At 35.5% G+C, this 23,143-nt stretch carries 32 protein-coding genes; 12 read left to right on the top strand and 20 right to left on the bottom strand.

Going from position 1 to position 23,143, the window contains the following annotated elements:
• Positions 1 to 141: 141 nt before the first annotated feature.
• From L950_RS16025 to L950_RS16005, 7 genes are all read right to left on the bottom strand, one after another.
• Entirely contained in the window at positions 142 to 1,698 is a 1,557-nt protein-coding gene (locus tag L950_RS16025; protein WP_197086465.1) for a TonB-dependent receptor plug domain-containing protein, read from the bottom strand.
• A complete protein-coding gene (locus tag L950_RS30295) occupies positions 1,620 to 2,063 on the bottom strand; it encodes a carboxypeptidase regulatory-like domain-containing protein (RefSeq protein WP_052764438.1) in 444 nt (147 codons plus the stop codon). The genes L950_RS16025 and L950_RS30295 overlap by 79 nt, the downstream gene beginning before the upstream one ends.
• Before the next feature lie 156 nt (positions 2,064 to 2,219).
• A complete protein-coding gene (locus L950_RS37370) occupies positions 2,220 to 2,537 on the bottom strand; it encodes a DUF4974 domain-containing protein (protein ID WP_021187793.1) in 318 nt (105 codons plus the stop codon).
• Positions 2,459 to 2,911 carry a FecR family protein gene (locus L950_RS27955; protein WP_197086464.1) on the bottom strand — a complete coding sequence of 151 codons (453 nt, stop codon included), beginning with the start codon at positions 2,909 to 2,911 and terminating at the stop codon, positions 2,459 to 2,461. Before L950_RS27955 ends, L950_RS37370 begins: the two co-directional genes overlap by 79 nt.
• 178 nt (positions 2,912 to 3,089) lie before the next feature.
• Positions 3,090 to 3,275 (bottom strand): hypothetical protein, encoded by a 186-nt coding sequence (locus L950_RS16015; RefSeq protein WP_021187792.1) that lies wholly within the window; start codon positions 3,273 to 3,275, stop codon positions 3,090 to 3,092.
• Between the two features lie 78 nt (positions 3,276 to 3,353).
• The gene (locus L950_RS16010; RefSeq protein WP_021187791.1) at positions 3,354 to 3,683 is read right to left on the bottom strand and encodes an RNA polymerase sigma factor; all 330 of its coding nucleotides are present in this window, start codon (positions 3,681 to 3,683) and stop codon (positions 3,354 to 3,356) included.
• On the bottom strand, positions 3,680 to 3,949 hold the full coding sequence (locus L950_RS16005) for an RNA polymerase sigma factor (protein WP_021187790.1): 270 nt from the start codon (positions 3,947 to 3,949) through the stop codon (positions 3,680 to 3,682). Before L950_RS16005 ends, L950_RS16010 begins: the two co-directional genes overlap by 4 nt.
• A 205-nt stretch (positions 3,950 to 4,154) precedes the next feature.
• On the opposite strand from L950_RS16005, the gene L950_RS26755 reads away from it, so the two are divergent.
• Positions 4,155 to 4,457: a hypothetical protein gene (locus L950_RS26755; RefSeq protein ID WP_052764437.1), complete on the top strand. Its 303-nt coding sequence runs from the start codon at positions 4,155 to 4,157 to the stop codon at positions 4,455 to 4,457.
• On the top strand, positions 4,424 to 5,536 hold the full coding sequence (locus L950_RS16000; RefSeq protein WP_052764436.1) for a M20/M25/M40 family metallo-hydrolase: 1,113 nt from the start codon (positions 4,424 to 4,426) through the stop codon (positions 5,534 to 5,536). Before L950_RS26755 ends, L950_RS16000 begins: the two co-directional genes overlap by 34 nt.
• A 51-nt stretch (positions 5,537 to 5,587) precedes the next feature.
• Here L950_RS16000 and L950_RS15995 read toward each other — a convergent pair whose 3' ends face one another.
• Positions 5,588 to 5,968: a VOC family protein gene (locus tag L950_RS15995; RefSeq protein WP_021187789.1), complete on the bottom strand. Its 381-nt coding sequence runs from the start codon at positions 5,966 to 5,968 to the stop codon at positions 5,588 to 5,590.
• A gap of 858 nt (positions 5,969 to 6,826) precedes the next feature.
• Between L950_RS15995 and L950_RS15990 the strand changes: the two genes are divergently transcribed.
• Together L950_RS15990 and L950_RS15985 are read left to right on the top strand one after the other, a co-directional pair.
• Positions 6,827 to 7,537, top strand: coding sequence for a hypothetical protein (locus tag L950_RS15990; RefSeq protein WP_021187787.1), 711 nt, complete (start codon positions 6,827 to 6,829; stop codon positions 7,535 to 7,537).
• 120 nt (positions 7,538 to 7,657) lie between these two features.
• Positions 7,658 to 8,299: a hypothetical protein gene (locus tag L950_RS15985; protein WP_021187786.1), complete on the top strand. Its 642-nt coding sequence runs from the start codon at positions 7,658 to 7,660 to the stop codon at positions 8,297 to 8,299.
• Positions 8,300 to 8,438: 139 nt separating this feature from the next.
• Here L950_RS15985 and L950_RS15980 read toward each other — a convergent pair whose 3' ends face one another.
• The 9 genes from L950_RS15980 to L950_RS26735 form a co-directional block, all read right to left on the bottom strand.
• Positions 8,439 to 8,915, bottom strand: coding sequence for a hypothetical protein (locus tag L950_RS15980; RefSeq protein ID WP_021187785.1), 477 nt, complete (start codon positions 8,913 to 8,915; stop codon positions 8,439 to 8,441).
• 449 nt (positions 8,916 to 9,364) lie between these two features.
• Positions 9,365 to 10,789: a serine hydrolase gene (locus L950_RS15975; protein ID WP_021187784.1), complete on the bottom strand. Its 1,425-nt coding sequence runs from the start codon at positions 10,787 to 10,789 to the stop codon at positions 9,365 to 9,367.
• Entirely contained in the window at positions 10,786 to 11,229 is a 444-nt protein-coding gene (locus tag L950_RS15970; protein WP_021187783.1) for a MarR family winged helix-turn-helix transcriptional regulator, read from the bottom strand. Before L950_RS15970 ends, L950_RS15975 begins: the two co-directional genes overlap by 4 nt.
• A 211-nt stretch (positions 11,230 to 11,440) precedes the next feature.
• Positions 11,441 to 12,160, bottom strand: a complete 720-nt coding sequence (locus L950_RS15965; protein WP_021187782.1) for a DUF2071 domain-containing protein — start codon at positions 12,158 to 12,160, stop codon at positions 11,441 to 11,443.
• Positions 12,161 to 12,352: 192 nt separating this feature from the next.
• Positions 12,353 to 12,961 (bottom strand): TlpA family protein disulfide reductase, encoded by a 609-nt coding sequence (locus tag L950_RS26750; protein WP_021187781.1) that lies wholly within the window; start codon positions 12,959 to 12,961, stop codon positions 12,353 to 12,355.
• Positions 12,958 to 13,773, bottom strand: a complete 816-nt coding sequence (locus tag L950_RS26745) for a hypothetical protein (RefSeq protein WP_021187780.1) — start codon at positions 13,771 to 13,773, stop codon at positions 12,958 to 12,960. The genes L950_RS26750 and L950_RS26745 overlap by 4 nt, the downstream gene beginning before the upstream one ends.
• A 54-nt stretch (positions 13,774 to 13,827) precedes the next feature.
• Positions 13,828 to 14,523 carry a hypothetical protein gene (locus tag L950_RS26740; RefSeq protein WP_021187779.1) on the bottom strand — a complete coding sequence of 232 codons (696 nt, stop codon included), beginning with the start codon at positions 14,521 to 14,523 and terminating at the stop codon, positions 13,828 to 13,830.
• Between the two features lie 134 nt (positions 14,524 to 14,657).
• Complete coding sequence (locus L950_RS15955; RefSeq protein WP_021187778.1) at positions 14,658 to 15,527, bottom strand: hypothetical protein; 870 nt, start codon at positions 15,525 to 15,527, stop codon at positions 14,658 to 14,660.
• 26 nt (positions 15,528 to 15,553) lie between these two features.
• On the bottom strand, positions 15,554 to 15,793 hold the full coding sequence (locus tag L950_RS26735; RefSeq protein WP_156169718.1) for a hypothetical protein: 240 nt from the start codon (positions 15,791 to 15,793) through the stop codon (positions 15,554 to 15,556).
• A gap of 195 nt (positions 15,794 to 15,988) precedes the next feature.
• Between L950_RS26735 and L950_RS15950 the strand changes: the two genes are divergently transcribed.
• The 8 genes from L950_RS15950 to L950_RS15930 all read left to right on the top strand — a co-directional run bounded on the left by L950_RS15950 (position 15,989) and on the right by L950_RS15930 (position 20,147).
• A complete protein-coding gene (locus tag L950_RS15950) occupies positions 15,989 to 16,492 on the top strand; it encodes a YfbM family protein (RefSeq protein ID WP_021187776.1) in 504 nt (167 codons plus the stop codon).
• 243 nt (positions 16,493 to 16,735) lie between these two features.
• Positions 16,736 to 16,966, top strand: coding sequence for a hypothetical protein (locus L950_RS28760; RefSeq protein WP_021187775.1), 231 nt, complete (start codon positions 16,736 to 16,738; stop codon positions 16,964 to 16,966).
• 46 nt (positions 16,967 to 17,012) lie between these two features.
• Positions 17,013 to 18,431, top strand: a complete 1,419-nt coding sequence (locus tag L950_RS28755; protein ID WP_052764435.1) for a tetratricopeptide repeat protein — start codon at positions 17,013 to 17,015, stop codon at positions 18,429 to 18,431.
• Positions 18,424 to 18,654 carry a hypothetical protein gene (locus tag L950_RS28750; protein ID WP_052764434.1) on the top strand — a complete coding sequence of 77 codons (231 nt, stop codon included), beginning with the start codon at positions 18,424 to 18,426 and terminating at the stop codon, positions 18,652 to 18,654. The genes L950_RS28755 and L950_RS28750 overlap by 8 nt, the downstream gene beginning before the upstream one ends.
• A gap of 38 nt (positions 18,655 to 18,692) precedes the next feature.
• Positions 18,693 to 18,944 carry a sensor histidine kinase gene (locus tag L950_RS28745; RefSeq protein ID WP_052764433.1) on the top strand — a complete coding sequence of 84 codons (252 nt, stop codon included), beginning with the start codon at positions 18,693 to 18,695 and terminating at the stop codon, positions 18,942 to 18,944.
• Positions 18,937 to 19,257 carry a response regulator transcription factor gene (locus L950_RS33550; protein ID WP_231577332.1) on the top strand — a complete coding sequence of 107 codons (321 nt, stop codon included), beginning with the start codon at positions 18,937 to 18,939 and terminating at the stop codon, positions 19,255 to 19,257. Before L950_RS28745 ends, L950_RS33550 begins: the two co-directional genes overlap by 8 nt.
• A gap of 74 nt (positions 19,258 to 19,331) precedes the next feature.
• Positions 19,332 to 19,565: a response regulator transcription factor gene (locus tag L950_RS33545; protein ID WP_231577331.1), complete on the top strand. Its 234-nt coding sequence runs from the start codon at positions 19,332 to 19,334 to the stop codon at positions 19,563 to 19,565.
• Positions 19,566 to 19,676: 111 nt separating this feature from the next.
• Positions 19,677 to 20,147, top strand: coding sequence for a hypothetical protein (locus L950_RS15930; RefSeq protein ID WP_021187774.1), 471 nt, complete (start codon positions 19,677 to 19,679; stop codon positions 20,145 to 20,147).
• Between the two features lie 591 nt (positions 20,148 to 20,738).
• Here the strand turns inward: L950_RS15930 and L950_RS30290 are convergent.
• The 3 genes from L950_RS30290 to L950_RS15915 all read right to left on the bottom strand — a co-directional run bounded on the left by L950_RS30290 (position 20,739) and on the right by L950_RS15915 (position 22,650).
• Positions 20,739 to 21,029 carry a hypothetical protein gene (locus tag L950_RS30290; protein ID WP_031286832.1) on the bottom strand — a complete coding sequence of 97 codons (291 nt, stop codon included), beginning with the start codon at positions 21,027 to 21,029 and terminating at the stop codon, positions 20,739 to 20,741.
• A complete protein-coding gene (locus L950_RS30285; protein WP_197086463.1) occupies positions 21,026 to 21,646 on the bottom strand; it encodes an alpha/beta fold hydrolase in 621 nt (206 codons plus the stop codon). The genes L950_RS30290 and L950_RS30285 overlap by 4 nt, the downstream gene beginning before the upstream one ends.
• A 455-nt stretch (positions 21,647 to 22,101) precedes the next feature.
• Positions 22,102 to 22,650 (bottom strand): hypothetical protein, encoded by a 549-nt coding sequence (locus tag L950_RS15915; RefSeq protein ID WP_021187773.1) that lies wholly within the window; start codon positions 22,648 to 22,650, stop codon positions 22,102 to 22,104.
• Positions 22,651 to 23,143: the final 493 nt, after the last annotated feature.

The following is a 23,143-nucleotide window of genomic DNA, read 5'->3' as shown; positions in this document are numbered from 1 at the left end:
TTCTATAGCTTCTTTAGCATGGTACGTTAAGATTGCAGTAGCACCCTGCACGACGGAAAACTCATTAGAGTCTCCAATATAGCGGTTTCTTGTAACCAACCATTACCAATAGCATAATTTCAGGATTTACAGTACCAAAAATCATTCCTGCGATGCTCTCCAGCCCAAAGAAGCAGAAGGAAAGAACGCCCATTGCGAACCTATCGGGAATTTGGAAGAGCCATCATAACGACCGTTCACTTCAAACAGATAACGGTCTTTGTAAGCATAGTTAGCTCTAAAAAATAATCCTGCGATCCGGTATTTTTCATAATTACCAGAAGCAGTAATGGCATCCCCAAGAGCAAGATTAATATTGCTGACATCATTGGTTAATAGTCCATTTTTAGAAACATCAACACTTTCTCTTACCTTTTGCTCATAGTTATACCCAATTAACCCTTTAAAGTAGTGATTCTGTTTAAACGTATTCTCATACTCCGCATAGATATTTGTAAATAAGTTACGTTCTTGAAGCACATACTTTGATATATCATTATACTGGGTTGCCAGCTGAAGGATTTCACCCTCCTTTATACTATAGGGAATAGGAATACGTATTCTTGTCGCCACATCATCCTTATTCATAAAAGTGAAATCTCCCTTTACTCTGAACGTGTTGTTGAAAAATTTAGTTTCAAAACTTGTTGTATTACGCAATAGACCATCATCGGTATCTTTACCATTTTTACTCATGATAAAATCTCCCACAGAATACGCCGCAGAATATGAAAGCGTTCCATCAGGATTGAAGATAGGAGAGGTCGGATGCCCTTCATCGGCGATGTTACGCAGAATATTTCCGCCTTCACCAACAGTCATCGGGATATGGTACTTTTTGGCCGAATAGTCTAAATTATTAGCGATACGTAACCAGTTGGTCACCTGTATGCCTCCCTTTGCTCTTAAATTAAGACTTCTAAATTTATCGGTATTATAGCGATATAGACCATCGTAGCCATAGTATCTTCCCGAAAGGTAAAAATCTGTTTTTCCAGAAGATCCATTGATCGCGATATTATGGTTCTGAGCCATCGTATTATCCTTGATCAAAGCTTTATAATAATCTTCATTGCCATAATACACGTAATTTCCATTACCATCGACAGTCACCTGTTCCTGAATACCGGCATCATTGCGCCTTTTAAATTCTTCCAGCCAGGCCAGTGAAAAAGGTTGTGTCTTGTTCATCTTACTCGGAATTGATGAATAATTATTCCAGGAATTGTAAGCCTCCGAAAAATGAGATGCATAGGTATAGCCGTCCGTTACAAATTGAGGCGTTGCGGTCGGCTTCTGGCTTGCCAGGGAACCCGAATAATTGACAGAAGTGCGACCCTGTTTTGCTTTTTTTGTACTGATAAGTACTACGCCAAAAGTACCCCTCGATCCATATATCGCAGCCGATGAAGCATCTTTTAAAACAGATACAGACTCAATGTCATCCGGGTTTAAATTTGCAGGATCACCTTCCACACCATCAATCAGAACAAGAGCAGCTCCACCTTGACCAATGGAAGTCGTGCCGCGTATGTTAAAACTCGCTGAACGGCTCGGTTTGCCATCGGCCAGATTGATATTTAAATTTGGAACAGCACCTTGTAGCATTTGCGTTGCATTAGCAGCCATGCGTCCTTCAAACACTTCTTTGCCGACCATATCGACAGCTCCAGTAAGATTAGCTTTTTTTGCGTACCGTAACCCACCACAACAACCTCGTCCAGTTGAGAAGAACCTTCTTCCATTCGGATCAAAATGGAGTTATTGTCCGCAGGTTTAACAATAAAATTATTTTCCTCTTTGTTTCCATAACCGACGATTGAAAATCGAATGTTATACGATTTACCAGCTTCAAGGGATTCAAATAGAAATAGTCCCTTAGCATCTGTGGCGGTATTGGTGATCACTTTGTTCAGAGAATCGGTGACCGTAACAGTTACACCAGACAAGAGCGAACCTGTTTGGCTGACGACAGTTCCTTTTACACGACCTTTTTGTTGCCCGTACAGCGGAGATGTAAGCACAATGCTCCCCAGTGCGAAAATCAATGCTCGTTTTTTAGGTGTTCGTTAATTTTCATGTTTATTTTAAAAATTAGTCAATATGATTTCACGTAATACATTAATTATAGTTTGTCTATCCAAGGAAATTTCAGTGGATCAGCTCATTAATTGGAAGATTCAGCCTTTTTGCTCACATAGTAAGTAGGATTGCTCTTTTCTATATTCAAGCTCGTTTAGACCACATAAAATATGCAGGATATTTTCGATGCTTTCAGATACCTCAAAAGCACCGGTAAAGGTCAGTTGATTGACGTTCACACCGTCATATATAATTGCAACCTGCTTTGCTTTTGCGATTGAAGCAAATACCGTTTTTAGATTTTCTTTTTCAAAATTCAGGCTTGAAGAAGTTGCTGCTAAGGATACAGCAACGCTATGCTGCGGAATAGGATCCGTATTCTTGATAGACTTTTCGCTTTTTTTGAGATTTTCCATTTCAATCGCTGGGTCATATTATTGATGACGATCTGTTCGCCGGCACGCAATACCGTTTCATGAAATCTGTGCAAACTTTGGGCTGTAGGAGCTACTCGGATAGATCCTTCTACCAGATGAATATTGGTCTCTTTATTATTTTGCCCATCAATGATAAAGACTGTACCCAGAGCAGTAGTTGCTATTCCATTTGAGATAACCGTAAAAGGTCGGTGTTTATCTTTTGTAACATCAAACTTTCCTTTTCCGGTTAGAGAAAGCATACGGGAGGTATCCGTAAACTGAGGGTTATAAGTCAGGGAACTATGAGGAGATAAAGTGACGCTTGTACCATCTGGCAATATATGTCTCACAAATACACTCGTGCTGCTCACAATCCGCTTTTGAAGGGGTAGTACTGTGACCGAAGTATGAACAAAATCCTGTTGATTTTTCCAAATAATCGAGACTCCACCTGCAACGAGAAGTACACTTGCCGCTATTTTGACAAAAATACGGGATAACGATTGTTTTTTACGAGCAGACTGGTCTCCGATAGTCGTGATGAGACGGTCATAAACTTCTTTTTTTGTTCTGGCTTAGTCTCTCCGATAAAAGAGTCGGCCGCTGATCAAATTCCTCTTGCAGTTCCGCTTTGAGTTCATGATCTGTTATTTCGAGTTGGTCGAGTAATTGCTGTTTCTCCTTTGGAGAAGCATAACCGGACCAAAATTTCTGTATAAGTTGCTTTGTATTCATATCGTTGGTATAAATACTAGCAATGATGGTTTAGGGGATGAAATTTTGGATTAACAAATGATTAAGATTATGTAAATTCTAAAGATGCTCGGTATAAAAGATCACCAATAGTCCCAGTGCAGTATATGGAGCCTCATTTTGGATATAATCTTTGATTGCACGGTTAGACTGTTTCAGATAATCTTTAACAGAATGACTGCTTATCCCCATTATTTTTGCGACCTCATCCGCAGATCTCCCTTCAATTCGACAAAGTTTAAAAACCTCCCGTTTCTTTTTTGGTAATTTTTCAACCGCCTGATGGATCATCCTGATTTGCTGTTCATACAGATCTTCATCAATCACATCTTCATTTTCAAGTTGTAGGTATTGATCGTAAGTATCCACACTTTCAATAGCTTCTTTCACCTTTTCTTAAGGAAAGTAATGGATTTATTATAGCTCACCACAAATAGCCACCCAGGAATTGATTTTTCATCCACCAGCTTTAGTCTATTTTGCCAAAGTGCAGTAAATACCTCTTGCAGTAAATCCTCAGCACATTCAGGTCGTTTAACCAAACGCAGAATATTAGCGTATACCGCATTGGCATATGTGTCATACAACTGTGCAAACTTATGCATGTCGATAGCAATAGGTTGTTGTGAGGTATCTGTAATTAGAAAGTTATCCATAGCAGTACATGTATTTGGCAGATCGTTTCAGGATTTGCAATCGCAATCCATTTTATGGTAGACAAAGCTATCTAATCAATGCTATCAAGATGTAAAGTTGTCATTAAGGAAATGTTAATCTATAAAATTGAACGCCAAAGGAAAAGAAATACCCGTATCCTAAAAAAAATAACTATGTTTATTCCATTGAATACAAAATAAACGAATGAAACGAACAGCATTACTAACCTTACTTTCTATTTCCACCTTTACCACTGCAGTTTTTGCACAGCAGGATTCCATGATGTTAGATAAAATCTATCATGAATCTTTCTATCAAGGACAGGCTTACGACAATTTGCACTACCTCACAAAACAGATCGGCCATCGTATTGCCGGATCACCTGCGGCTGATAAAGCTGTAGTCTGGTCCAAAAGCCTGATGGAAAAACTTGATTTCGACAAGGTATACCTACAGGATGTAAAACTCCCTTATTGGATCGCGGTCCAAAAGAAAAAGCCTACATAGTAGGTTCAAAGGAGTCTCTCAATATCCTCGCGTTAGGAGGTTCAGTAGCCACACCATCCAAAGGGATAACAGCCGAGGTTATTGAAGTCCAATTGTTAAGTGATCTGAAGAAATTTGGTGACCAGGTACGTGGAAAAATTGTTTTCGTCAATAAACCATGGGACGAGTCTATCGTAGAAACTGGTGTTGCATATGGACTCAACTCAAGTCAACGAAGCCGCGGTCCAGCTGAGGCTGCTAAATTAGGAGCAGTAGCTTACTTATTTCGATCTTTATCATCATCCACAACTGATGACTATCCCCATACAGGAGGAACAGGTTATGTCAAAGGAATCGATAGTATTCCTGCTATGGCAATATCTGCGACTTCAGCCATTAAGTTGAGCGAAGCATTAAAAACCAATCCTCACACAAAAGTTTATCTGGAACAGCATTCCGCTTGGAAAGGAATGGTGCAGACACACAACGTTATTGCAGAATGGAAAGGTGCAGAATTTCCTGATAAGATTATCACGATCGGTGGACATATTGATTCTTGGGATGTAGGAGAAGGGGCACACGATAATGGAACCGGTACTATGGGGACTCTAGATGCGATACGTACCTTGATGGCATTAGGATATAAGCCTAAGCACACCATCCGTTTAGTATTTTATATGAACGAGGAAAATGGAGTGCATGGTGCATCAACCTATGGACAGGTCGCTAAAGATAAGCGGGAACAGATTGTTGCCGCAATAGAAAGTGATGCTGGTGGATTTGCACCTAGGGGTTTTGACATTAAAGCCTCCGCCGAAAGGGTTGTGTGGATGCAACAACATTGGAAGCCTTTATTTGAACAGAAATTCTGGGTATCACGTTTTTTACAGGGAAGTCCGGGAGTAGATTCAGGAGTCTGGGGACAGCATTTTCCAAATACCGTAATGTTCAACTTTAGACCAGATCCGCATCGTTATTTTGATCTGCACCATACGGCAAAAGATGTCTTTGAAGCCGTCGATAAACGAGAACTGCAATCAGGAGTAGCGGCTATTGCCTCTTTGCTGTATTTAGTTGATCAACAGATAGAACAGCTGTAAGAGCTAAACAATAAATAGAAAGGGAGCCAAACTGTAATATGGCTCCTTTTTTTAGTTGATCGTTTGGTGTAAAGCAATTCTATTCCCCTCGCTATCTTCAAACTCAGCAACAATAAAACCAAGTAAATCATTTATAGTTTTTGGATATAATATTTTTCCACCTTCCGAAATAACTTTTTCAAGTGTTGCATCCATATCTTGCGTCTTAAAATAAATAATAACACCCTGTTTGGTAGGTGTATAGGCATCACCTTTGGCCAGTGCTCCAGAAATACCACCACTAGCTTCCTCAAAAGGGAAAAGGGACATTTCATAACCATCGATGATTTCTTTTTCGAATTTAAAATTAAATACTGCAGTGTAAAATTTCTCCGCACGATTTAGATCATGAACTGGAATTTCAAAGTAGATCACTGGGTTTGTTTGGGACATAAGGGTATTTTGTTTGGTAATATATTATTGTTTTTACTGATTTGAAGAAGGGGCAAGTAGCACTATTTTAATTTACCTGTAGCAAAATTAAATGCTTTAGTAGAGATTTCATCCAATTGGCAGTAAAAGAACTGTGCAAAGCCAACATTAACATGATTTGTATTGAAATGTATTTTTTTTTATAAAGATTCTGCATGGATGTTTTCTAAATTTTTAATGACCAATTTAAAATAGCGTCCATAACATCGATCCAATGCGGCTTATCATTGACCTGCTTATTGTTGATCTCAAAAACTGTAAATTCAATATTCACAATTTTGTTTTTTTGAGCAATGGCTACTTAAAATAAAAAAGCAGATAAAAGCAGAGTTTGCATTTAAACACATATTGGATTATCTGTCTAAGATAATAGTTTTTCCAATTTTTTAATTCATATTGTTTAACTAATATTGATCATGGAACTTTTTATAATTACGACTTATATTGATTTTAAATATTTCTCTCGAGCAATACTTTTGAAATTGGAATATTTTCAAACTAGGTTCTAACGTAAGGGTTAAGTTTGATAATAATCAAAATGAGATATTCGAAATGCTATTTTCTAAATTGAGCAAGTAAGCATAAGGTTATTTAATAAGTGATAACATATAATCCTCTTGTCAAAAACTAGTTTAATTATATTAATTTTATAGGACAAAGTTATGCCTCTGAAATAATCAATTGAGCATCTTGGCATTTTAAAGATCTTGTATACACACGAGGCCGTTGATGTGGTTTGGGAAAATATACGATTTTGTAAAAAATCAAATTCTTTTTCGAAGCCAGGTTAAGATATTATAATTAATAACTTTATTTCAAATGAATCAAAAATATCTACTTACATTACTTTTGCTTACATTAAGCCATTTTACCTACGCACAATTTGCAAAAATTATTGATAAAGATGGCTATGTAAATGTGAGGAAGCAAGCGACAATTAAGAGCGACATCGTTTCAAAAATCAATACAGAGGAGATTGTGTATGCATTTCCCGATGAAAAACTGCGAGATTGGGTTATTGTTGACTATACCGATCGTCAAAATGAGAATATTACTGGATATGTACACCAATCTAGGATTAAACTAATCGAATCCTATGAAAAGATCCCAATTAAATCCTTTAATGATAGCATTGCAAAATTTATATCGAAAGATGTTTCAGTGGAAATTAAGTCAGAAAAATTTGATTACAAAAAAAATAAAAGATACTTTTCATCGACAAAATATGAGGATTATATCGTTGAAGACAAATTCAAAGGGCAACAGGTCTGGGGAACAGATGGTACAGTTCCTGCAAGCCATTATACATCCATAACAGCAACGATAAAAGGAAGAAATATCCAGATCCCAAAAAAGGAAATTGAGAACTTATTTAACGTAAATAATGAGTTTGCAGGATGTTACTATGACAATCTAAATGATACTTTATACATCACTACTTTCAATGGTGATGGGGCGGGAGGGTATGCTGTATTGTTTAAGATAGAAAAGGGGATCTATAAAGCTAGAGTTATAACAATGCCCTTTTAGCATAATCAGGGAAATTTCAGTTTTGATTAATACGCACAAACGACGTCAGGCATATAAAAAAATAAATAAAATAGGTAATCATACAAGTTGCGATACTTATCACTTCATTAACCAAATAAAATGAATAACATCAATAAATATTTTTACCGCTCTTTTATTTTCATTTTAATTTCAGTCCCGACGCATGTATTCTCCCAAAGTATTAAAAATAAAAACAAGTATACTTACGAGGTAAGAGAAGAAAAGGGGGACGTAAATCACGATGGTAAAATCGATAGAGTAACTGTAAAAATGGATACTATAGATGAAACCAGGCCGTTAAGATTGCAAATTTTCTTATCTCAACCTAATGGAAAGCTAGCTTTGACGGCATCCTCAGATAAAATTATCGAACCGCAGTATCCTACCGAAAACCAAGGCAAGTTTAATGGCTATCAAATTCCTAGTTTCTTTATAGAAAATGGAATCTTAAGAATGTGGAGCGAAATTAAAGGCGGAAATATTACCTACCACTTCAAATATAAGAAAGGGAATTTTGAATTGATTTATGTCGATAAGCTTATATACAATGCTACCAAAGGTTATATTGATGAAAATACGATATTCACAGAAATTAAATTTGACTTGGTTACAGGTATTAGAACCGAATCTGATGAAAAGTTAGGATCTACTAAACCGCTGGCGGTTCGAAAAAAAAGAGTTTTAATAAGACCTTTACCCAAAATACAAGATATTAAATTTTCTGATAAAGATCTTTATTAATTATTATCCATCGATACAGTAAGGGAGAGCTTGTCAATAATCACTTCCTATCTGCAGATAAAAGGATAAATGCATAGAGAGAATACCGTTTTTGTGTTGCCTGATAACTTTCCTGAAAAGTATGCCTTTCATGGCAGGATTAATTTTGCAAATCTGAAGTATAAACCACTAATTCCAAATCTTTGTTAAAGGTAATAAAAGAAAAATCTGTGCTTATATTATTACTGTTATAACGAATGATTTCGCCCGACTCGAAGTCACTTAATGCTAACGCATAACTTGGATCTTTTTGTACCATTAATACATTCTTGTAAAACAATACATAACCCAAAAGAGGTAAGTGCGTGTTCATTTGACTGTTCAGATAGTTTGTGTAGAAAACGATTGAGCGTTCGTCACTAAAATCCACTTCAAAATCCACACGTTGCTTAGTAACCAAAATGCCTTCATTTCCGTGAACCGGAACTACAGCAATCGGTTCTGGATTGCCAGTTAGCATCGCCCAATCTGGAAGTGCATAAACAAATTTGTCGCTGTAATCAGCTTCTATTTTTTGTTTAGCGAAAGCGATTCCCTTTTGGATGATCGTGGGATCAATGTCATTAAATCTATTCATATCATAGTGCTATTTGTCTAAAAATAGTATTCTTTCTGATTTTCGCTTTCTTTTTGCGTTACTTTATGCAGCTGCAGGTCTTGCTGTTAACACAATCGTAATGAAAGTATTTTTTATCATCTACTTAAGTTTGGAGAGGAGAATCAGAGATGTTTTCTACAAAATTACAGAGAATGGCTCACCTAGATTACCCCTCGAATCAGGGATATTGCAAAGAAATGTAGGAGGCTTAACTTAGCGCAAAGTTCTTCCTCTAATTTCAGCTCATGAAGTAAAATATTTTTTAGAGATACTTACAGAAAGAAATCAATTGGTTGCGTAAATGTTTCGGCTTTATTTATATAGAGCCCCGAAGGGCTCTATCATTCATCAAGAAGAATTATTTATGATAAAGTAATTAACTGCTGTTAATTTTACAGCTTGCAGAAGTTGGAGTATTACGTTGTATTTTACTTTATCAATTCTTTTAACTTTTCCTTTGCATTCGTGTTTTCCGTGTTTAATGCTAAACTTTTTTTATAATTTTCAATAGCTTTTTTAAGATTACCGTCCATCATATAAGCTTCTCCTAAAGAATCGTAAGCTTCATACGATTTCGGAAAAGATAAAATTTCGAGTGTGAATACGTCTATTGCTTTTTTATATAAACCTCTTTTAATCATCTCGTACCCTTTGGCATTCAGGTCGGCTTCAGATAGTTCTAATTTTGATTCTTTTATAAGAATTGCAGCTTTATCAAGACCCTTATCCAAACAAGTGTTGATCACTTTTTTGGTGTAAAAATAAATATCGAGCTTTGGTGTTGAACCTGCAATTGTTTTTTCAATAAAAAAACGAGCATCTAAAAATCCCTGATCCAGGTCTTTATTCGTAAGTAGAATTACAGTATAATTTTGTTTGTCAAATATCCGCCATTCAGCACCAACACCAAAATGTCCGCCACTGTGGCCGTATATTCCAGATCCTTTTGCTCCTGCAAACTGCATTCCGTATCCATACCAACCATTTTCAGGTTCCTTTTTCATAAAATCTGTATACTTAGCATTTAAGAGCTTATTATTTTTAAATGCCAATGCAAATTTATACAGATCATTTATGGTGGTATAGCCTCCTCCCGCAGAACTACCCTTGACAGCACTCATAAAAAATGTTTTTTGTAATTGGTTTGGATAAACATCCGAGAGTGTATAGTTTTCTGCTTCATTTTCTATAATATGGTCAATATCAAAATTGCCCGTATTTTGCATGTTTGCTTTAGCGAAAATATGCTTTTTAATATAATCTTCATAAGGCATTTTACTCACAGTTTCTATAATTCTACCGAGCACAATATAGTTTGTATTCCTGTAAGAGAATTGCTCATTCGGCTTAAATTCCAACGGTTCATTTTCATATAAATCGCTAAGGCTTTCTATTGTTCTAAATTTTACTTTAGAAGTATTCAAAAACTTATCAGAATAAAAATAATCAGCCAGCCCACTTCTGTGTATGAGTAATAATCTAATTGTGATAGAATCTCTTGCGACCTTATTTGGATAATTTGGGAGAAATTTTCCAATAGGATCATCTAAGGATAATTTTCCTGCTTGGATTAATTGGAATATAGCAACTGCTGTGAATGATTTCCCTATGGAAGCATAAGAAAACTTTGTGTCCGTATTATTTTTGACTTTGTGCCCCAAATGCGCGAATCCATAAGATTTCTGCACTAAAACATGATCATCTTTCGCTATTAAAACAGCACCGCTAAAACCGCCTAAAGAATCCAGATAGCTAACAATCTCCCTTGCTTTAGTGTTTTGCGAAAAAACGGTTTTATTATTTGTACAAGAAAATATAATGGTGACAACTAATAGTTGGATACATTTTTTCATTTCATAGATGTTTTACAGTTTTGGGTAATTTTGTTTAATATTTCAAATAATTGTTTTAATTCTTGTTCTGACAATGAGTTTAACGCAATCTCTCTATTTTTCTTTATAACAGGATTTAGTTTTTTAATGATTTCTTTACCATTAGGTGTGATTTTTAACTCCGATTTTCGTTTGTCAGCATCGTCAATAGTCTTTGTTAGATAGTTTTTGTTTATCATCAACTTAATTATTCGGGTCATTGATGCATAATCCTTAAAAACTAAATCGGCAATTTCAGATTGACTTTTATCCTCTCTGTCAATGATAATTAGAATCAAAGCTTGGTCCACAGTAATTGTTGGAACTATACTAGATATATTCTGTTGACATAATCTACGATAAGCTTTTATAGTTTCTTCAATGGAGTATAATACGGTGTTAGTTGGAGTTTCGAATTTCATATTTACTTGATATATCAAACAAATATAATTATTTATTTGATATATCAAGTAATTGTAGAAGATAAGATCACGTAAGTGTTAAGTATATCTATGAATGGGGTTATTCATTATTATCTATTCGAGATTGATTTAATATAAACAAAATTTGATCAAAGTATCACGCTTTTTAAAAGCTTGTAAATCAAGAATATTTTTAATCTCTTAATAAGTGTTAGCAACATTGGTTGATAGTTTTCAATGATTTCCATTCGTGTTCAATGTTTTCCATCAATAAAGCGTTGTCAAATTGTATTGAACCCGTTGGAAAGATGTCTTTATTTTCGAAAAAACTTGATTTTACATTTGCTACTTCAAGCGGTTTAACTTCCCAATTATACGTTTCAAGTTTTAGACCGTCAAAATTTTTTCCATTAGGGGAGTAGCCAACAGATCCGTTCTCAAAAAATGCTGAAACATTTTCTATAGTTTCAAATATGGAGTTATCGTTTAGCTTATGGTTCAATTTTGCGTCAATCTCAATTATTGTATGATCAGAACTCACAAAGTCAATGTGAAAATGATTGTTTTGCTCTTTCACATTAAAGTTTGCTAAATAATGCTTTCCTGGAAATATTTTTCCTCCAACAAGTGCGTTTAGTTTTAAAGATGTATCACGCCTTGGAATATAAACACCTTCTTTAGTTTTACCATTTTCATCCCATTCAACAGCAATTCTATGAGCTCCGTTTTCAGAATTTACGCCGATGAAATTCGGAAGTCCTTTTGGTTTGATGTTTTTAAGCCTTATCAGGCAAATGCCAACTATTGCTTTTCCTTTATAAAGCTTTGGCCGAAAAGGTTTTGGTAAAATTTTCTCGACAAACTCCGGCTCAGCAACATAGTTTACTAATATTCGTCTTTCAATTATTCCGTGAATTGTTGGGATTCTCATTTTATATTGCGTGTTTTGATACCATTACTACTAATATTAATTAGTTTATAAACCAAGATCTATTGGTAAAAACACCACGTAGTTACACTTAGTTTTAACTTGTCCGTTAGAATTGAAAGCAACAATAAGAAATAGGGGTGTTAAAGTATATAGCCATTTTAAATATGACAACTATAAGACTATTTCATCTGTTTATAGCTTACTTAATTCCAAGACTAAACTTTCCCAGTCAAATCCAAATTCTGTAGGAATCAGTTTCCCTTCTGGTGTAAGGATGTATTTGCTTGGATATCCACGGACTTTATAATTTTGTTCTACTTTAGAATCGGACATCAGTACCGGCATTTCATAATTATTGTTCGTTAAAAAGCGTTGCACTTTTTCTTTTGTATCGTTGCAGGCAATGCTCATAAAATTAATTTTGCTCATTTTATCCTGCTTTAGTTCCAGGTAATACTTGTTTAGTTTTGGCATTTCAGCAACACAAGGGCCACACCAGGTACCCCAAAAATCGACGACGGTCCATTTTCCAGCCAATTGCGTGGATGAAAATTCTTTATCCTGCATATCTTTTAGCAAAAAGGATGGTGCATCTGCAAGTTTTGAAATAATCTCTTTCTTGAAAAAATCATTGAAACTGCTCTCAGCATAATTTTCTCGATAAAAAGATGATAAGCTTTTAAAACTACTCGCCGGATTATTCAAAAACTCTTGTATATAGTTTTGAAGAGCCACATCCTTTTTACCCCTCTTACTTAATAACACCATATAATCGTCACTGTAGTTTTCTTTTGATTTCAAAAAGACGCGGTCATAAAAAGTTCCATATTCCTTTTCAGCCGAATTTTTGGAGAATAATAGGCCGCTTTTTCCAAAAACAGGAGCGCGTGATCTTCTTGGTCTACTGGTGTCTTTTCATACGCCAGATAATATGCATAAGCTAAATGAGCTTTTTGTAGGAAACGTTTCTTATTTGCCTCGTCTTCATACAGAGCTGTAATTTTATCGATTATTATTTGCATCGTCTGTGCATCATATCTACCATGTTCAGAAAGGATCTTCTGAATCAAAAGTGCATACCGACTGGCATTTCCTTGATTCCAGTAATCATTATCCATATCGAGCACTTCATTTTGGATTTGCTTAAGGCTATCTATATTCTGAGTCTGCATTGCCTTTGCCCATAAGTACATTGGTCTAGCCGCCACTCGCTCTCTCTCGCTAAATTGATTGGCAATAAGATCGAGCTTTTGCAGAGCTGAACTGTTTAGAGACATGATGTATTGACTTAGCGTTTGTTGTAAATATTCGAAGAGCTGCTTATCATTCAGGAGCGGTATGATTTCCTTAAAGTCATTGTCTGAGATATTATCGAATGAAACTTTGTTGCTCAGATGGTAAGTCCCGGCCAGCAACTTTGGAGATATGGATGATAAAGCATCATAATACTGTTTATCTCGAAAGCTTTGCAGATGTCCCAGTTTATTTTTAACGTAATCACGATTTCCTGCATATTTCGCTTCGTATAGCTCTATATACCGTTGTAATTTAATACTATCTGTTTTATCATTTGTATTTATTGCATTGCTCCAATAGCTACCTTTTACGAGCATATCATAATAATCATTTTCAATCGCAGCTGCAGTATATTTGCTCGCACGTTCTATTTAACTGGAAGAGTGGCCGTTTATCTTTTTGCCATTCGCATCTAAAAATGAATAGTTAGCTATTCGATTTTCATCTCGTACAAGGTGGGTTTTAGGATCAAAGCTGGTACTTCCTTCCGTTGTTGAAGAGCTGTCGCTTTGCGAATAGTTGACGGCAATTTCAGACTTATTCTGTTTTACCATATGGTATACTAGGCCATTTTTTGTGATATCAGATTTCTTCAATGCATTTTCATCCGAAGATGATAATGCCGCAAAATAGAGAGATTGCAGCAGGTTACCGTATTCTGAAAATGTATTGGTTAAGGCATTTTCAGCAATATCATCTTTAATTTCCCATGCAGTAAGTTGCTGTCTTATCTCATCCTTCCATTTCAGCGTATCTATGCTTATTACTCCCTTATTGACTGTAAATTGCAAAGGTTTTGTCAAACCATAGATGTCGGAGATCGCGGCTGTCGAAGCCAAGAAATTTTCCCCTTTGTTCAGGTCTTCAGTAGAAAATATACGGTCTCCATTTTTACTTTCAAAACCAGTTACGCGCAATTCCATAAGATCACCTTGGCTGGCTACCTTCTTTAGTTTTATTAATGCTATATAATAGGTTTTTTCATCAGCATTTCGGTTGTAATTGCTGTTTTTTTTACGATATAATGAACGGTTGGCTTCTTTTGTGCCACAGCCACTTGTACACATAAACTGACCACTAAGAGTAAGTACTTCATCGGTTAATTGGTTAAATTACTCTAATGTAAGAAAATTAATTGAAGTAGTTATTTACCAAGTAATTTTTAATTACTCTCGTGGCGTAAGTTTTCTTTTGAGCTTATTTAATGATTTTGTTTACCTGTTTTTGGGGTCTTAGTTAGTTCTGGAATGAAAACCAGATAGTCATAACCTTTTATAATTCTTTCCAGCGTTAAATCCTCCACTTTAAGCTTCTTTTTAGAAATAGCTTGTTTCAGAGGTCTTAAATCATAGGTATACCAATTGTCATCTTTCACAACGGTTAAGAAAGGTTTATATTCGTCTAAATCAGCCAATGTTTCACCTTCACCCTTTCCGATAATCATAATATGCAATGAGTTGCGGTAATTTGCCTCTTCAATATTAGACACTAGGTTTCCAATATCAAATACTTCCATTAAACTCTCTCCTTTAGGCATGTGATTAGCACCATATTTGAATAGATTCTTTTTGTCTTTCCATTCAGGGAGTTTTTCAAGAATCAAGTGTTTCAAGTATTGAATTCTTAAAGGATGAATTCGATTTAAATAAAGTTCTTTGCTTAATTGGAGTGCTTCAAGTTGCTCTTTTTCGTTTGCTGATAAATTTAGAGCGCTCAGTGCGTCCAATTTAGCCTGACAATCATCAGAGAACAAATAGAATGTGGTGTTGTGTTTTGTGTCATAGGCAGCCGAATTAGCGATCATCTGCTTATAAATTTCTATTGCTTTATTATTTTTGGATTTTTTACTCAGTTCAGAAAAGAGTAACTGGTCTGAAAATAAACTAATTTGTTCAGCTCCATATATCTTGATGTTCTGCTGAAGTATGTTTTTATACAAATCAAACTCAGCCTCACCTTGTAAAAAAGATAAAGCAGAACCGTTTTCATTGCGGAATTTGTCCAGTTCAGCAGGGGATAAGGATTTAATTTTTGTTGATATGGTATTGATTGTATAGGGATCAATTTCCATAAAATAGTTGTCGAACTTAATACTATTTACAATCGCATTTGTGAAGTAAGGGATTTCACTGGTGAATGGTATTCGCCCAATAATACAGAATTGTTTTTGCTGATTTCACCCTGAAGGGTAGTCCATCCTTTTCCTTCGAATGCGTTGCTATTATTTTTTTTAAAAGTGGAATAGTTTTTTTGAATTAAGCTATCCATTAGTGAGGTTTGCGCATAACTGAAATTGGCAATAAAAAGGCTAAGAATAAGTAGTTTGGTTTTCTTCATATTTTTTTTAGAAAGATACAACATATTGATAAAATATATCACTACTTTTCATCGATGCATTTTTTTTTAAAAACAGGTTGATAAGATCAGGTTGTCAATCTTTTTATTAACTAAGTTTTAGTCAAAGTCAAAGTAAAGTTGAAATATCAAAACTCTTTGCTTTAGAATAAAATTAAAATTAGTTAATTTTATTGGATGGGAATAATACAACAATATCTACGGATAGACCAAAGTACTTTACTGCGTTATCTTGATAACAGTCAGCTATTGGAAGATGACCTTTTTTCTACTTCTAATTCTGAAAAAACAAACCTATTAGACATCGGTAAAAGCTGGGATGGCTTGTTTTACGTTGTTACAGGTGAACCCTTAAATAATTACAAAATAGTGCCCCCACCTTTGCAATGGCTAATATTTGGTCCCAATATACTTGACGTGGAACAGGATATGGGATATGGCCCTGCGAAATACCTTACGTCACCCCAGACTGAAGAATTATTAGAAGCTGTGAATGACATCTCTGAATCCTCTTTATCAGATCGATTTGATGCCGAAAAAATGAATGATGAAGGTGTTTATCCTGAATTTTGGGAAGATCCTGAAGCGCTAAATTATCTGATTCAGGAATTCCGAAAATTGAAAGAATTTTTGCAATTAGCGGTAGCAGAAAATCAAGCTGTGATTACCTTCCTTTGTTAATTTTATTTTAAGGGCCAGAAGCTATATCAGCATTTTTCTCGCCGCTCCGAACATCAATAAGTACAAGATGCTGTAAAAATAATAGCAAATCGAATGGAATATCTTATTATTGTTTAACTATTTTGTCTTTTTACGAGCATTTCAACGGTCTTTTTATATTTTGGTTTAATTATAAATTGTTAAAGAAAATATGATTATAAAAAGATGTTGTTCCTGTCCTAAATCTTGCTTTCAAAAGCAAACATGAAAATCTGTACAGTGAAGAAGTATTTAGTATTAATTTTAGTGATGTTTTTCTTCGGGAAGATTAGTGCTCAGAGTGCTGTTGAAACCGCTGCAAGTGAATATCATCAGGTCGCTGAAGGCAGTGAGCAACAGCTATTGTTGGCGGGCAAATATGCGCATGCACTTTTTTTAATGGTCAGCAAAAGGAAGCGATGGTGTTGCTGCAAAAAATATAGCTATAGCATCTAAAAAGCTTGATGGACAATACGCCGCACAGCTGTGTGGTATTGCCGCAATGAACAGCAAGATACTAGAAGATAATACATCCGCTAACAGATATCTCGCGCAGGCTAAAATATTTGCAAAAAAAACCAAAGAGCTGAGCATTAAAGGATATGTGTCGTATTGTGAGGGTTGGATGCATGCGAGGAATAATCAGGAGCAACAGGCGATCCGATGCTTCCAGAACGCTTTAGTGTTTTACGATCAAGCCCCTCAGACAGATATCGTTATATCTAGAAAAACTGCAATTTATAAGGAGCTATCATCGATCTATTCAAACTGGAAAACATATGACTTACAGGAAAAATACGCTAAACTTACTCTGGAAGTCGCTAAATTAAGAAATAGACCCATGGATATTTTTGACGCTTACATGTCTATGGGATATAATTATCAGGAGCAGTACATCAATCAGCCCGAAAATGAGCATCTTCGTAACCAGTCTGAAAGTTATTACCTCCAAGCTATTAAATTCTATGAAAAGAACAGCTCAACAATGGCTGTGCCCTCTGACTTATCTTTTGCAGCAATTAACCTGGCCAATCTGTATTTACAGTATTATCCGGCGTCCTATAAAACAAAATCGCTCCAGTATGCGCAACAGGGACTAGAAGTTGGACAAAAAACAGAACAATATGCCCAGGTAGCTTCGGCTTATGGAATAATGGCAGAATATAGCATGAAAGAAGGTGATACAGAAACCGCAAAAAAATACCTCCTTGCTTCATTAGCCGCGCTCATGAAAGATACTGTAATAGAAAATACGATTGCCCTTAGCTTATATCAAATGCTCGCAGAGGTATATGAGACAGAAGGTCAGTATCATGAAGCCTATCATTACTATAAACAATATGTCAAGCTCTACGAAGAAGTTTTCAATGCAAATAAAATGGAACAGGGGCGCAGATTAGAAGCGCAGTTTGAAAAAGAGAGACAGCAACAACAGTTGATAAGACTGCGATTTGAAGCCGAAAAGAGAAAACAACAAATCTCGTTGATGCATGCGCATAATAAGGCGCAGCTGCAGGATTTGGAAAACTTAAAATTAAATGAAGAAATTCAGCGTCAGCAGATAGAAGTTATCCAGCTAGAGGCAGATAACAGAGGTAAAGAACTTAAACTTTCACGTGTTGAGATACAGCAACGGGCAGCACAACTTAAAACTTCTCAAAAAGAACTTGCATACAAATCAAAAATAAATTCAGTCTATTTTTTCCTTATCCTGACATTTATCATAGCTGCCATGTTGATCTATTATGCTTATCGCCAGCATCTCAAAACATTAAAACAGAAAGAAAGCCTACAGGTTTTGGTCTCCATGTTGGAGGGGCAGGAAACCGAACGTTCACGTATAGCCAGAGATCTTCATGATGGATTAGGCGGTATTTTGTCCGGGACAAATCACTTTATCCGGTCTTACGCTATTGAATGAGAATGATTCCAGTAGAAATACACTGGGTAAATCTTTAGATCAGCTCGATGTTGCTGTAGTCGAGTTGCGCCGCATTGCACATAACCTTATGCCTGAACTATTGGATAAATATGGCTTAGAGGAAGCTCTTAAAGAATATGCTGAACGCATGAGTAACGATGAGCTTGAGATTTCCAGCCAATTTGTAAAGTTGGAAGCCGACCTTTCAAAGATAAACAAATAGTCGTCTACAGAATAATCCAGGAGCTGGTAAATAATGCGGTGAAACATGCTCAGGCTTCACAGATTATAGTGCAACTGTCGCAACACAATGATCATATCCTGATCACTGTGGAAGATAATGGAAAGGGCTTTGATCCGCATCTTGCAGATGGAAAAAAATCAGCCGGAATACACAATGTACAGTCTCGCCTCGAATTTTTAAGCGGGAAGATGCATATTTATTCCCGTACCGGAAAAGGTACAAGTATAGAAATAGAGTTTCCGATAAATAATAATCCTTATTATGGTTAATATAGTAATTACTGATGATCATCCGATGATGCTGGAAGGTTTAAAAAATATTCTAGAGGCAGAACCCGATTTTAAAATTTTGGATTGCTTTACAGATGGTAAATCAACACTCGAACGGATTAAACGGATTAATCCTGATATATTATTGCTTGATATTAATCTTCCTGATACGAATAGTATAGAGTTAGTCGCCTTATTTAAGAAACGGTGCCCACACATGAAGATTGTTGCTATCAGTGTTCATAATGAATACGCTGTTATTAATAGTATGATCACACAGGTGCGGACGGATATATCCAAAAGAATGCTTTAGGACCGGAGATTATAGCGGGTATTCGGAGCGTGTGTCAGGGAGAACTTTTTTTGTGCGCGAAGACTAAGTTAAAAATGAGTAAGAAAGACAATATTGGTCTTCAAAATGTACCTAAGCTCACGCGCAGAGAGAAGGAAATATTAATGGAAGCAATCAAGGGATCAACTACCGTTCAAATCGCCGAAACTTTATTTATCAGTCATCATACAGTTGAAAGTCATAGAAAGAATCTCATCGAAAAATTTGAGGTGAAAAGCATAGCATCTGTCATCAAACTTGCACTTGAATATGGTATTCTTCGTGACTAAGGGCCAAAAAACCACTACATTCAGGGATTTGCTGAAATTTTTTCATCCTTTAAATTTGTTTATCCTTCAGAAGAGGTTTTAACAAATTATCAACACAAAAAATAAAAAGAGATGAAAGTGATTTCAGGAAGTGCTGCTTTAATTATGTTCTGCACACTTTTAAGTTGTGGCCAAAAGAAAGATGCAGTTGCCTATAACAATGAACTGATGACGATTATCAACAGTGAAGAGGTACATATTAGCGAAATGAACAGCGCAATGCAGTCAAAAAAATATGATGAAGCAGAAAAAGTAGCCCTAAAATGGGACCAAGCTGTAAAAGAAGACATTAAAAAGGTTGAAAAAATTGGCGATTTCAACGGTGATGACCAGTTGCAGCAAGCCATTCTAAAAGGGTTGAAAGGCTATGGTAAAATTGTTTCAGAAGATTACCCAAAACTGATTAATATTAGAAAGAGTACTACTCAAGATCCGGTGGTAGAACAAGGATTACTGGACAATATTAATAAGGCATTTGAAGATATGGCAAATGGTGTCAATGTCGCTTCAGATAAATTTGAGAAAGATTACGCCAAAAAATAGGTGGACATAAGAATAAATAAAATAGCCGGTGATGGAGATCACCGGCTATTTTCGTATAAGTGCGTTAATTTTGAATGCATATGTTTATTAAGGACCACGTCATGACATGTGGCTTTTTATGTTAGTATCCAGTGAAACAGAACGAAGTGTTGATGAAATATTTATAATAGTCGATTAACTGTCCTTGTTCATCTCTGTAATAATGAATGTAAAGATTATAGAAGTAATTCCATCAATAAGCATTGGTTAATGAGCGTTTAGAGCAAGACTTTCTAATTATAAACAACTGCTTATCGTTATTTAGTTGAAATATGTTAATTACGAATCAACTTAACCAGCCGACCAGAATAACTTTTAGAGAAAGAGCTTATCGACCAACTTTGCGTTTTAGGTCAACATGAGGTCATCCTCAAAGATGAAGGTGATCTATTTACCAATTTCAAAGAGAAGCTGAGGGTGAAGCCGAACTGGATAAAGTATTCTTTATGCTTAAAAATATGTCTACGTTAAAGACTTTGCCAGGGATTATGAATTCCGAAGTATTTGAACGCTTCTTTCAGTTGGCCGCAACAAATTGCAGTTATATTTTGCTCAATTATTTTGTTTTCCTAAAAACGACTCAAGCTCTGCTGCAATTCGTTTCGATTGAGTGTGATGTAGATAATGAGAACCGGGCAATAAGATTAGTTTGCCCTTATCCACGCTGTTGGCTTGCTCTTGGTGCAGTTCTGTCCAGCCTTTGACAGCCGAGTTTTCGTCTGCAAATAATAAAACCGGCAAATCTTTCGGGAAAGCTAGTTTTTGTGCATCATTAAAACTATTACTCAATGATGTAGCTTCTCTGCCCAAAGTACTGTTTCCGGTCACTTTCATCGTAATCATGTGCTTTTGTTCAAAACGGTGTGCTTCTGATTCGTCTTTAGGTTTTCGTCACCGAAAAACTTAAAAAATGCACGCATTACACCTGCTTTAGCTAAAAAATCCAAAGGTGCCGAATTATAACCCGGCCAAGGTTGTGTTGGCACGCTCGTATCAATACCTACAAAAGCGGTTGCTTTACCTGGATATTTATTGATATATGCTAAGCTGTAAAGCCCAGCAATGGAATGCCCCATTAGTATAAAACGATTTAGATTTAATTGCTTCACCACTTCGTGGATTTCTTCCGCCATATTATTCAAATTGCGTTCACGATTTGTTTCACTGCTCAATCCATAACCAAAAGGTTCAATCGTGATCACTGTATATTTTTTGTCTAATTCTCTGATTAATGGTTCAAAATCCAATCTTGGGCTTGCCGTTCCAAATCCGGTGAGTAATACAATCGTGTCTGCACCTTGTCCATCTATTGTCGTATTTATTGTACCGTCAAAAATTTTTATTTTTTGACCATAATCTTCAATTTTATCGGCTTCGCTACTTAAATTGATTTGATGAATCACAAATGTCGCAAAGAGTAAAATAGCGATTATCACTACAATTCCGATGATTGATTTCAAGAATATTTTTGATATTCTCTTGATGAGCTAAGGACGGTTTTTATCCATTTTTTTTAATTTCGTTATGATTTTACAGGATTACAGCTTCAATATTTAATCGCGTAGATATTCTTTCTAGCTAAGTATGATAAAAGGAATCTGATGTTTATCGACGGCATCAGATTCGATTGTCAGATTGCTTTTAAAGACACTTGAGCACATATATTTGTGGATTTTGACTGCAATAGCGACAGAAGTTTTTAATTTTTGTTTCTCGATATTTCTATGCGCAAATCATCAGTCAAATGTCAACAACAAAACTGGGGTGGAATCAATATCGCCACATAATTTATATAAGGTCCCACATTGGTGCAGGAGACCTTTCTATTTTTACTGTACACTCATGTTATTCAAGAATATATTGATATTGGTTTATTAATGTTGGGACGGATGACAATAAAGGCAAAATCGCCACTTTACTCCAATTTATATTTTGGTATTTGATATAATAGAACTATTGCCCAAACCTGTAATACTGTCTGTACTATATTAATAATTCCTACAACTGGAGTTCGGGTTATAGTTAAAAGGATGAAGGGTATGTATATAATTCCAAAAATCATACATACTAATAAAATATATTTTGCACCATTACTTCCTTTGCTAATCATATAACCAATTCCAAACATGAACCCCAAAATAATAATTGCAACAAAAATGGAGAAGAATGAAAAAGGTAAGTCAGGAAATAATATCATATTTACAATCCCCAGTGTCGCTGATATGTAAATTAAGTTTGTCGCTTTTTTGTGATTTTCATGAATGATAATTTTATCTTCTTCAGACTTCTTTTCAATCATCAATGTAATTCTTTCCGTATCTTCAGGAGTAAAAATCCGACCACGTGATTTCAGAATTTCGTATGTAAATTGACTTGCTTGAGGTACAAATTTATTGCCCTGTTGAAGATAATACTCTAATTCTTGGTCAGTTTTGGCTTCTAAAACTTTTCTTTTTACACTCATTATTAGATTATTGCTATTATTTTCACCTTGTTCTATTCAATTCGTTGTTACCTTGGATTCCACCAATTGCCTCAAAAACTTCATTTTGACTTATTTCATCTTACCATCCTAAATATTTTAATTCTTTTCTCACTTCATGTTCATCTTTTCCTTTGATAATGAGATAATAATATTAGGAAGTCTTCTGCTGTTTTCTTTTTTGAACTTCATATGGCGATTAAAGATAAATATTTTTAAGAAAACAACCACTTATTTTTTAATGAATTATGTCCAGATTATGTTGTCGATTTAGATATGAATCGTCATACAACTTATTTTAAATAGAAAAGGAATAATAATATTTGGGAGATATTTTTACTAGTAGTAGGAGCCATCTGTGGCTTTGTCACTGACAAGTGAACGACAGTAGAATAACCCCATTTCAGACTCAACCACTTCACCTAAGCATTTCCTCCATTCACCGAGTTTTTAGTTGGTTTAGTCTAATTGCCAT

The organism is Sphingobacterium sp. IITKGP-BTPF85, from assembly GCF_001006065.1.
Taxonomy (GTDB): Bacteria; Bacteroidota; Bacteroidia; order Sphingobacteriales; family Sphingobacteriaceae; genus Sphingobacterium; species Sphingobacterium anhuiense.
Note: the sequence above shows the minus strand (reverse complement) of the source record. Positions and strands in the feature narration are given on the sequence as shown.

Excerpts from the sequence above, each read along its gene's own strand:
- L950_RS15975 (WP_021187784.1), bottom strand. The coding sequence starts at position 10,789 with ATGAAAAAATGTATCCAACTATTAGTTGTCACCATTATATTTTCTTGT.
- L950_RS15915 (WP_021187773.1), bottom strand. The coding sequence starts at position 22,650 with ATGAGTGTAAAAAGAAAAGTTTTAGAAGCCAAAACTGACCAAGAATTA.
- L950_RS15930 (WP_021187774.1), top strand. The coding sequence starts at position 19,677 with ATGAAAGTGATTTCAGGAAGTGCTGCTTTAATTATGTTCTGCACACTT.
- L950_RS26755 (WP_052764437.1), top strand. The coding sequence starts at position 4,155 with ATGAAACGAACAGCATTACTAACCTTACTTTCTATTTCCACCTTTACC.
- L950_RS16005 (WP_021187790.1), bottom strand. The coding sequence starts at position 3,949 with ATGGATAACTTTCTAATTACAGATACCTCACAACAACCTATTGCTATC.
- L950_RS26735 (WP_156169718.1), bottom strand. The coding sequence starts at position 15,793 with ATGAAGAAAACCAAACTACTTATTCTTAGCCTTTTTATTGCCAATTTC.
- L950_RS15990 (WP_021187787.1), top strand. The coding sequence starts at position 6,827 with ATGAATCAAAAATATCTACTTACATTACTTTTGCTTACATTAAGCCAT.
- L950_RS15955 (WP_021187778.1), bottom strand. The coding sequence starts at position 15,527 with ATGGAAATTGATCCCTATACAATCAATACCATATCAACAAAAATTAAA.
- L950_RS15950 (WP_021187776.1), top strand. The coding sequence starts at position 15,989 with ATGGGAATAATACAACAATATCTACGGATAGACCAAAGTACTTTACTG.
- L950_RS15995 (WP_021187789.1), bottom strand. The coding sequence starts at position 5,968 with ATGTCCCAAACAAACCCAGTGATCTACTTTGAAATTCCAGTTCATGAT.
- L950_RS16025 (WP_197086465.1), bottom strand. The coding sequence starts at position 1,698 with ATGGTCGGCAAAGAAGTGTTTGAAGGACGCATGGCTGCTAATGCAACG.
- L950_RS33545 (WP_231577331.1), top strand. The coding sequence starts at position 19,332 with ATGAGTAAGAAAGACAATATTGGTCTTCAAAATGTACCTAAGCTCACG.
- L950_RS33550 (WP_231577332.1), top strand. The coding sequence starts at position 18,937 with ATGGTTAATATAGTAATTACTGATGATCATCCGATGATGCTGGAAGGT.
- L950_RS28755 (WP_052764435.1), top strand. The coding sequence starts at position 17,013 with ATGAACAGCAAGATACTAGAAGATAATACATCCGCTAACAGATATCTC.
- L950_RS15980 (WP_021187785.1), bottom strand. The coding sequence starts at position 8,915 with ATGAATAGATTTAATGACATTGATCCCACGATCATCCAAAAGGGAATC.
- L950_RS26745 (WP_021187780.1), bottom strand. The coding sequence starts at position 13,773 with ATGCTCGTAAAAGGTAGCTATTGGAGCAATGCAATAAATACAAATGAT.
- L950_RS15985 (WP_021187786.1), top strand. The coding sequence starts at position 7,658 with ATGAATAACATCAATAAATATTTTTACCGCTCTTTTATTTTCATTTTA.
- L950_RS15970 (WP_021187783.1), bottom strand. The coding sequence starts at position 11,229 with ATGAAATTCGAAACTCCAACTAACACCGTATTATACTCCATTGAAGAA.
- L950_RS15965 (WP_021187782.1), bottom strand. The coding sequence starts at position 12,160 with ATGAGAATCCCAACAATTCACGGAATAATTGAAAGACGAATATTAGTA.
- L950_RS37370 (WP_021187793.1), bottom strand. The coding sequence starts at position 2,537 with ATGGAAAATCTCAAAAAAAGCGAAAAGTCTATCAAGAATACGGATCCT.
- L950_RS30290 (WP_031286832.1), bottom strand. The coding sequence starts at position 21,029 with ATGATTACGATGAAAGTGACCGGAAACAGTACTTTGGGCAGAGAAGCT.
- L950_RS16015 (WP_021187792.1), bottom strand. The coding sequence starts at position 3,275 with ATGAATACAAAGCAACTTATACAGAAATTTTGGTCCGGTTATGCTTCT.
- L950_RS28760 (WP_021187775.1), top strand. The coding sequence starts at position 16,736 with ATGAAAATCTGTACAGTGAAGAAGTATTTAGTATTAATTTTAGTGATG.
- L950_RS26740 (WP_021187779.1), bottom strand. The coding sequence starts at position 14,523 with ATGTGTACAAGTGGCTGTGGCACAAAAGAAGCCAACCGTTCATTATAT.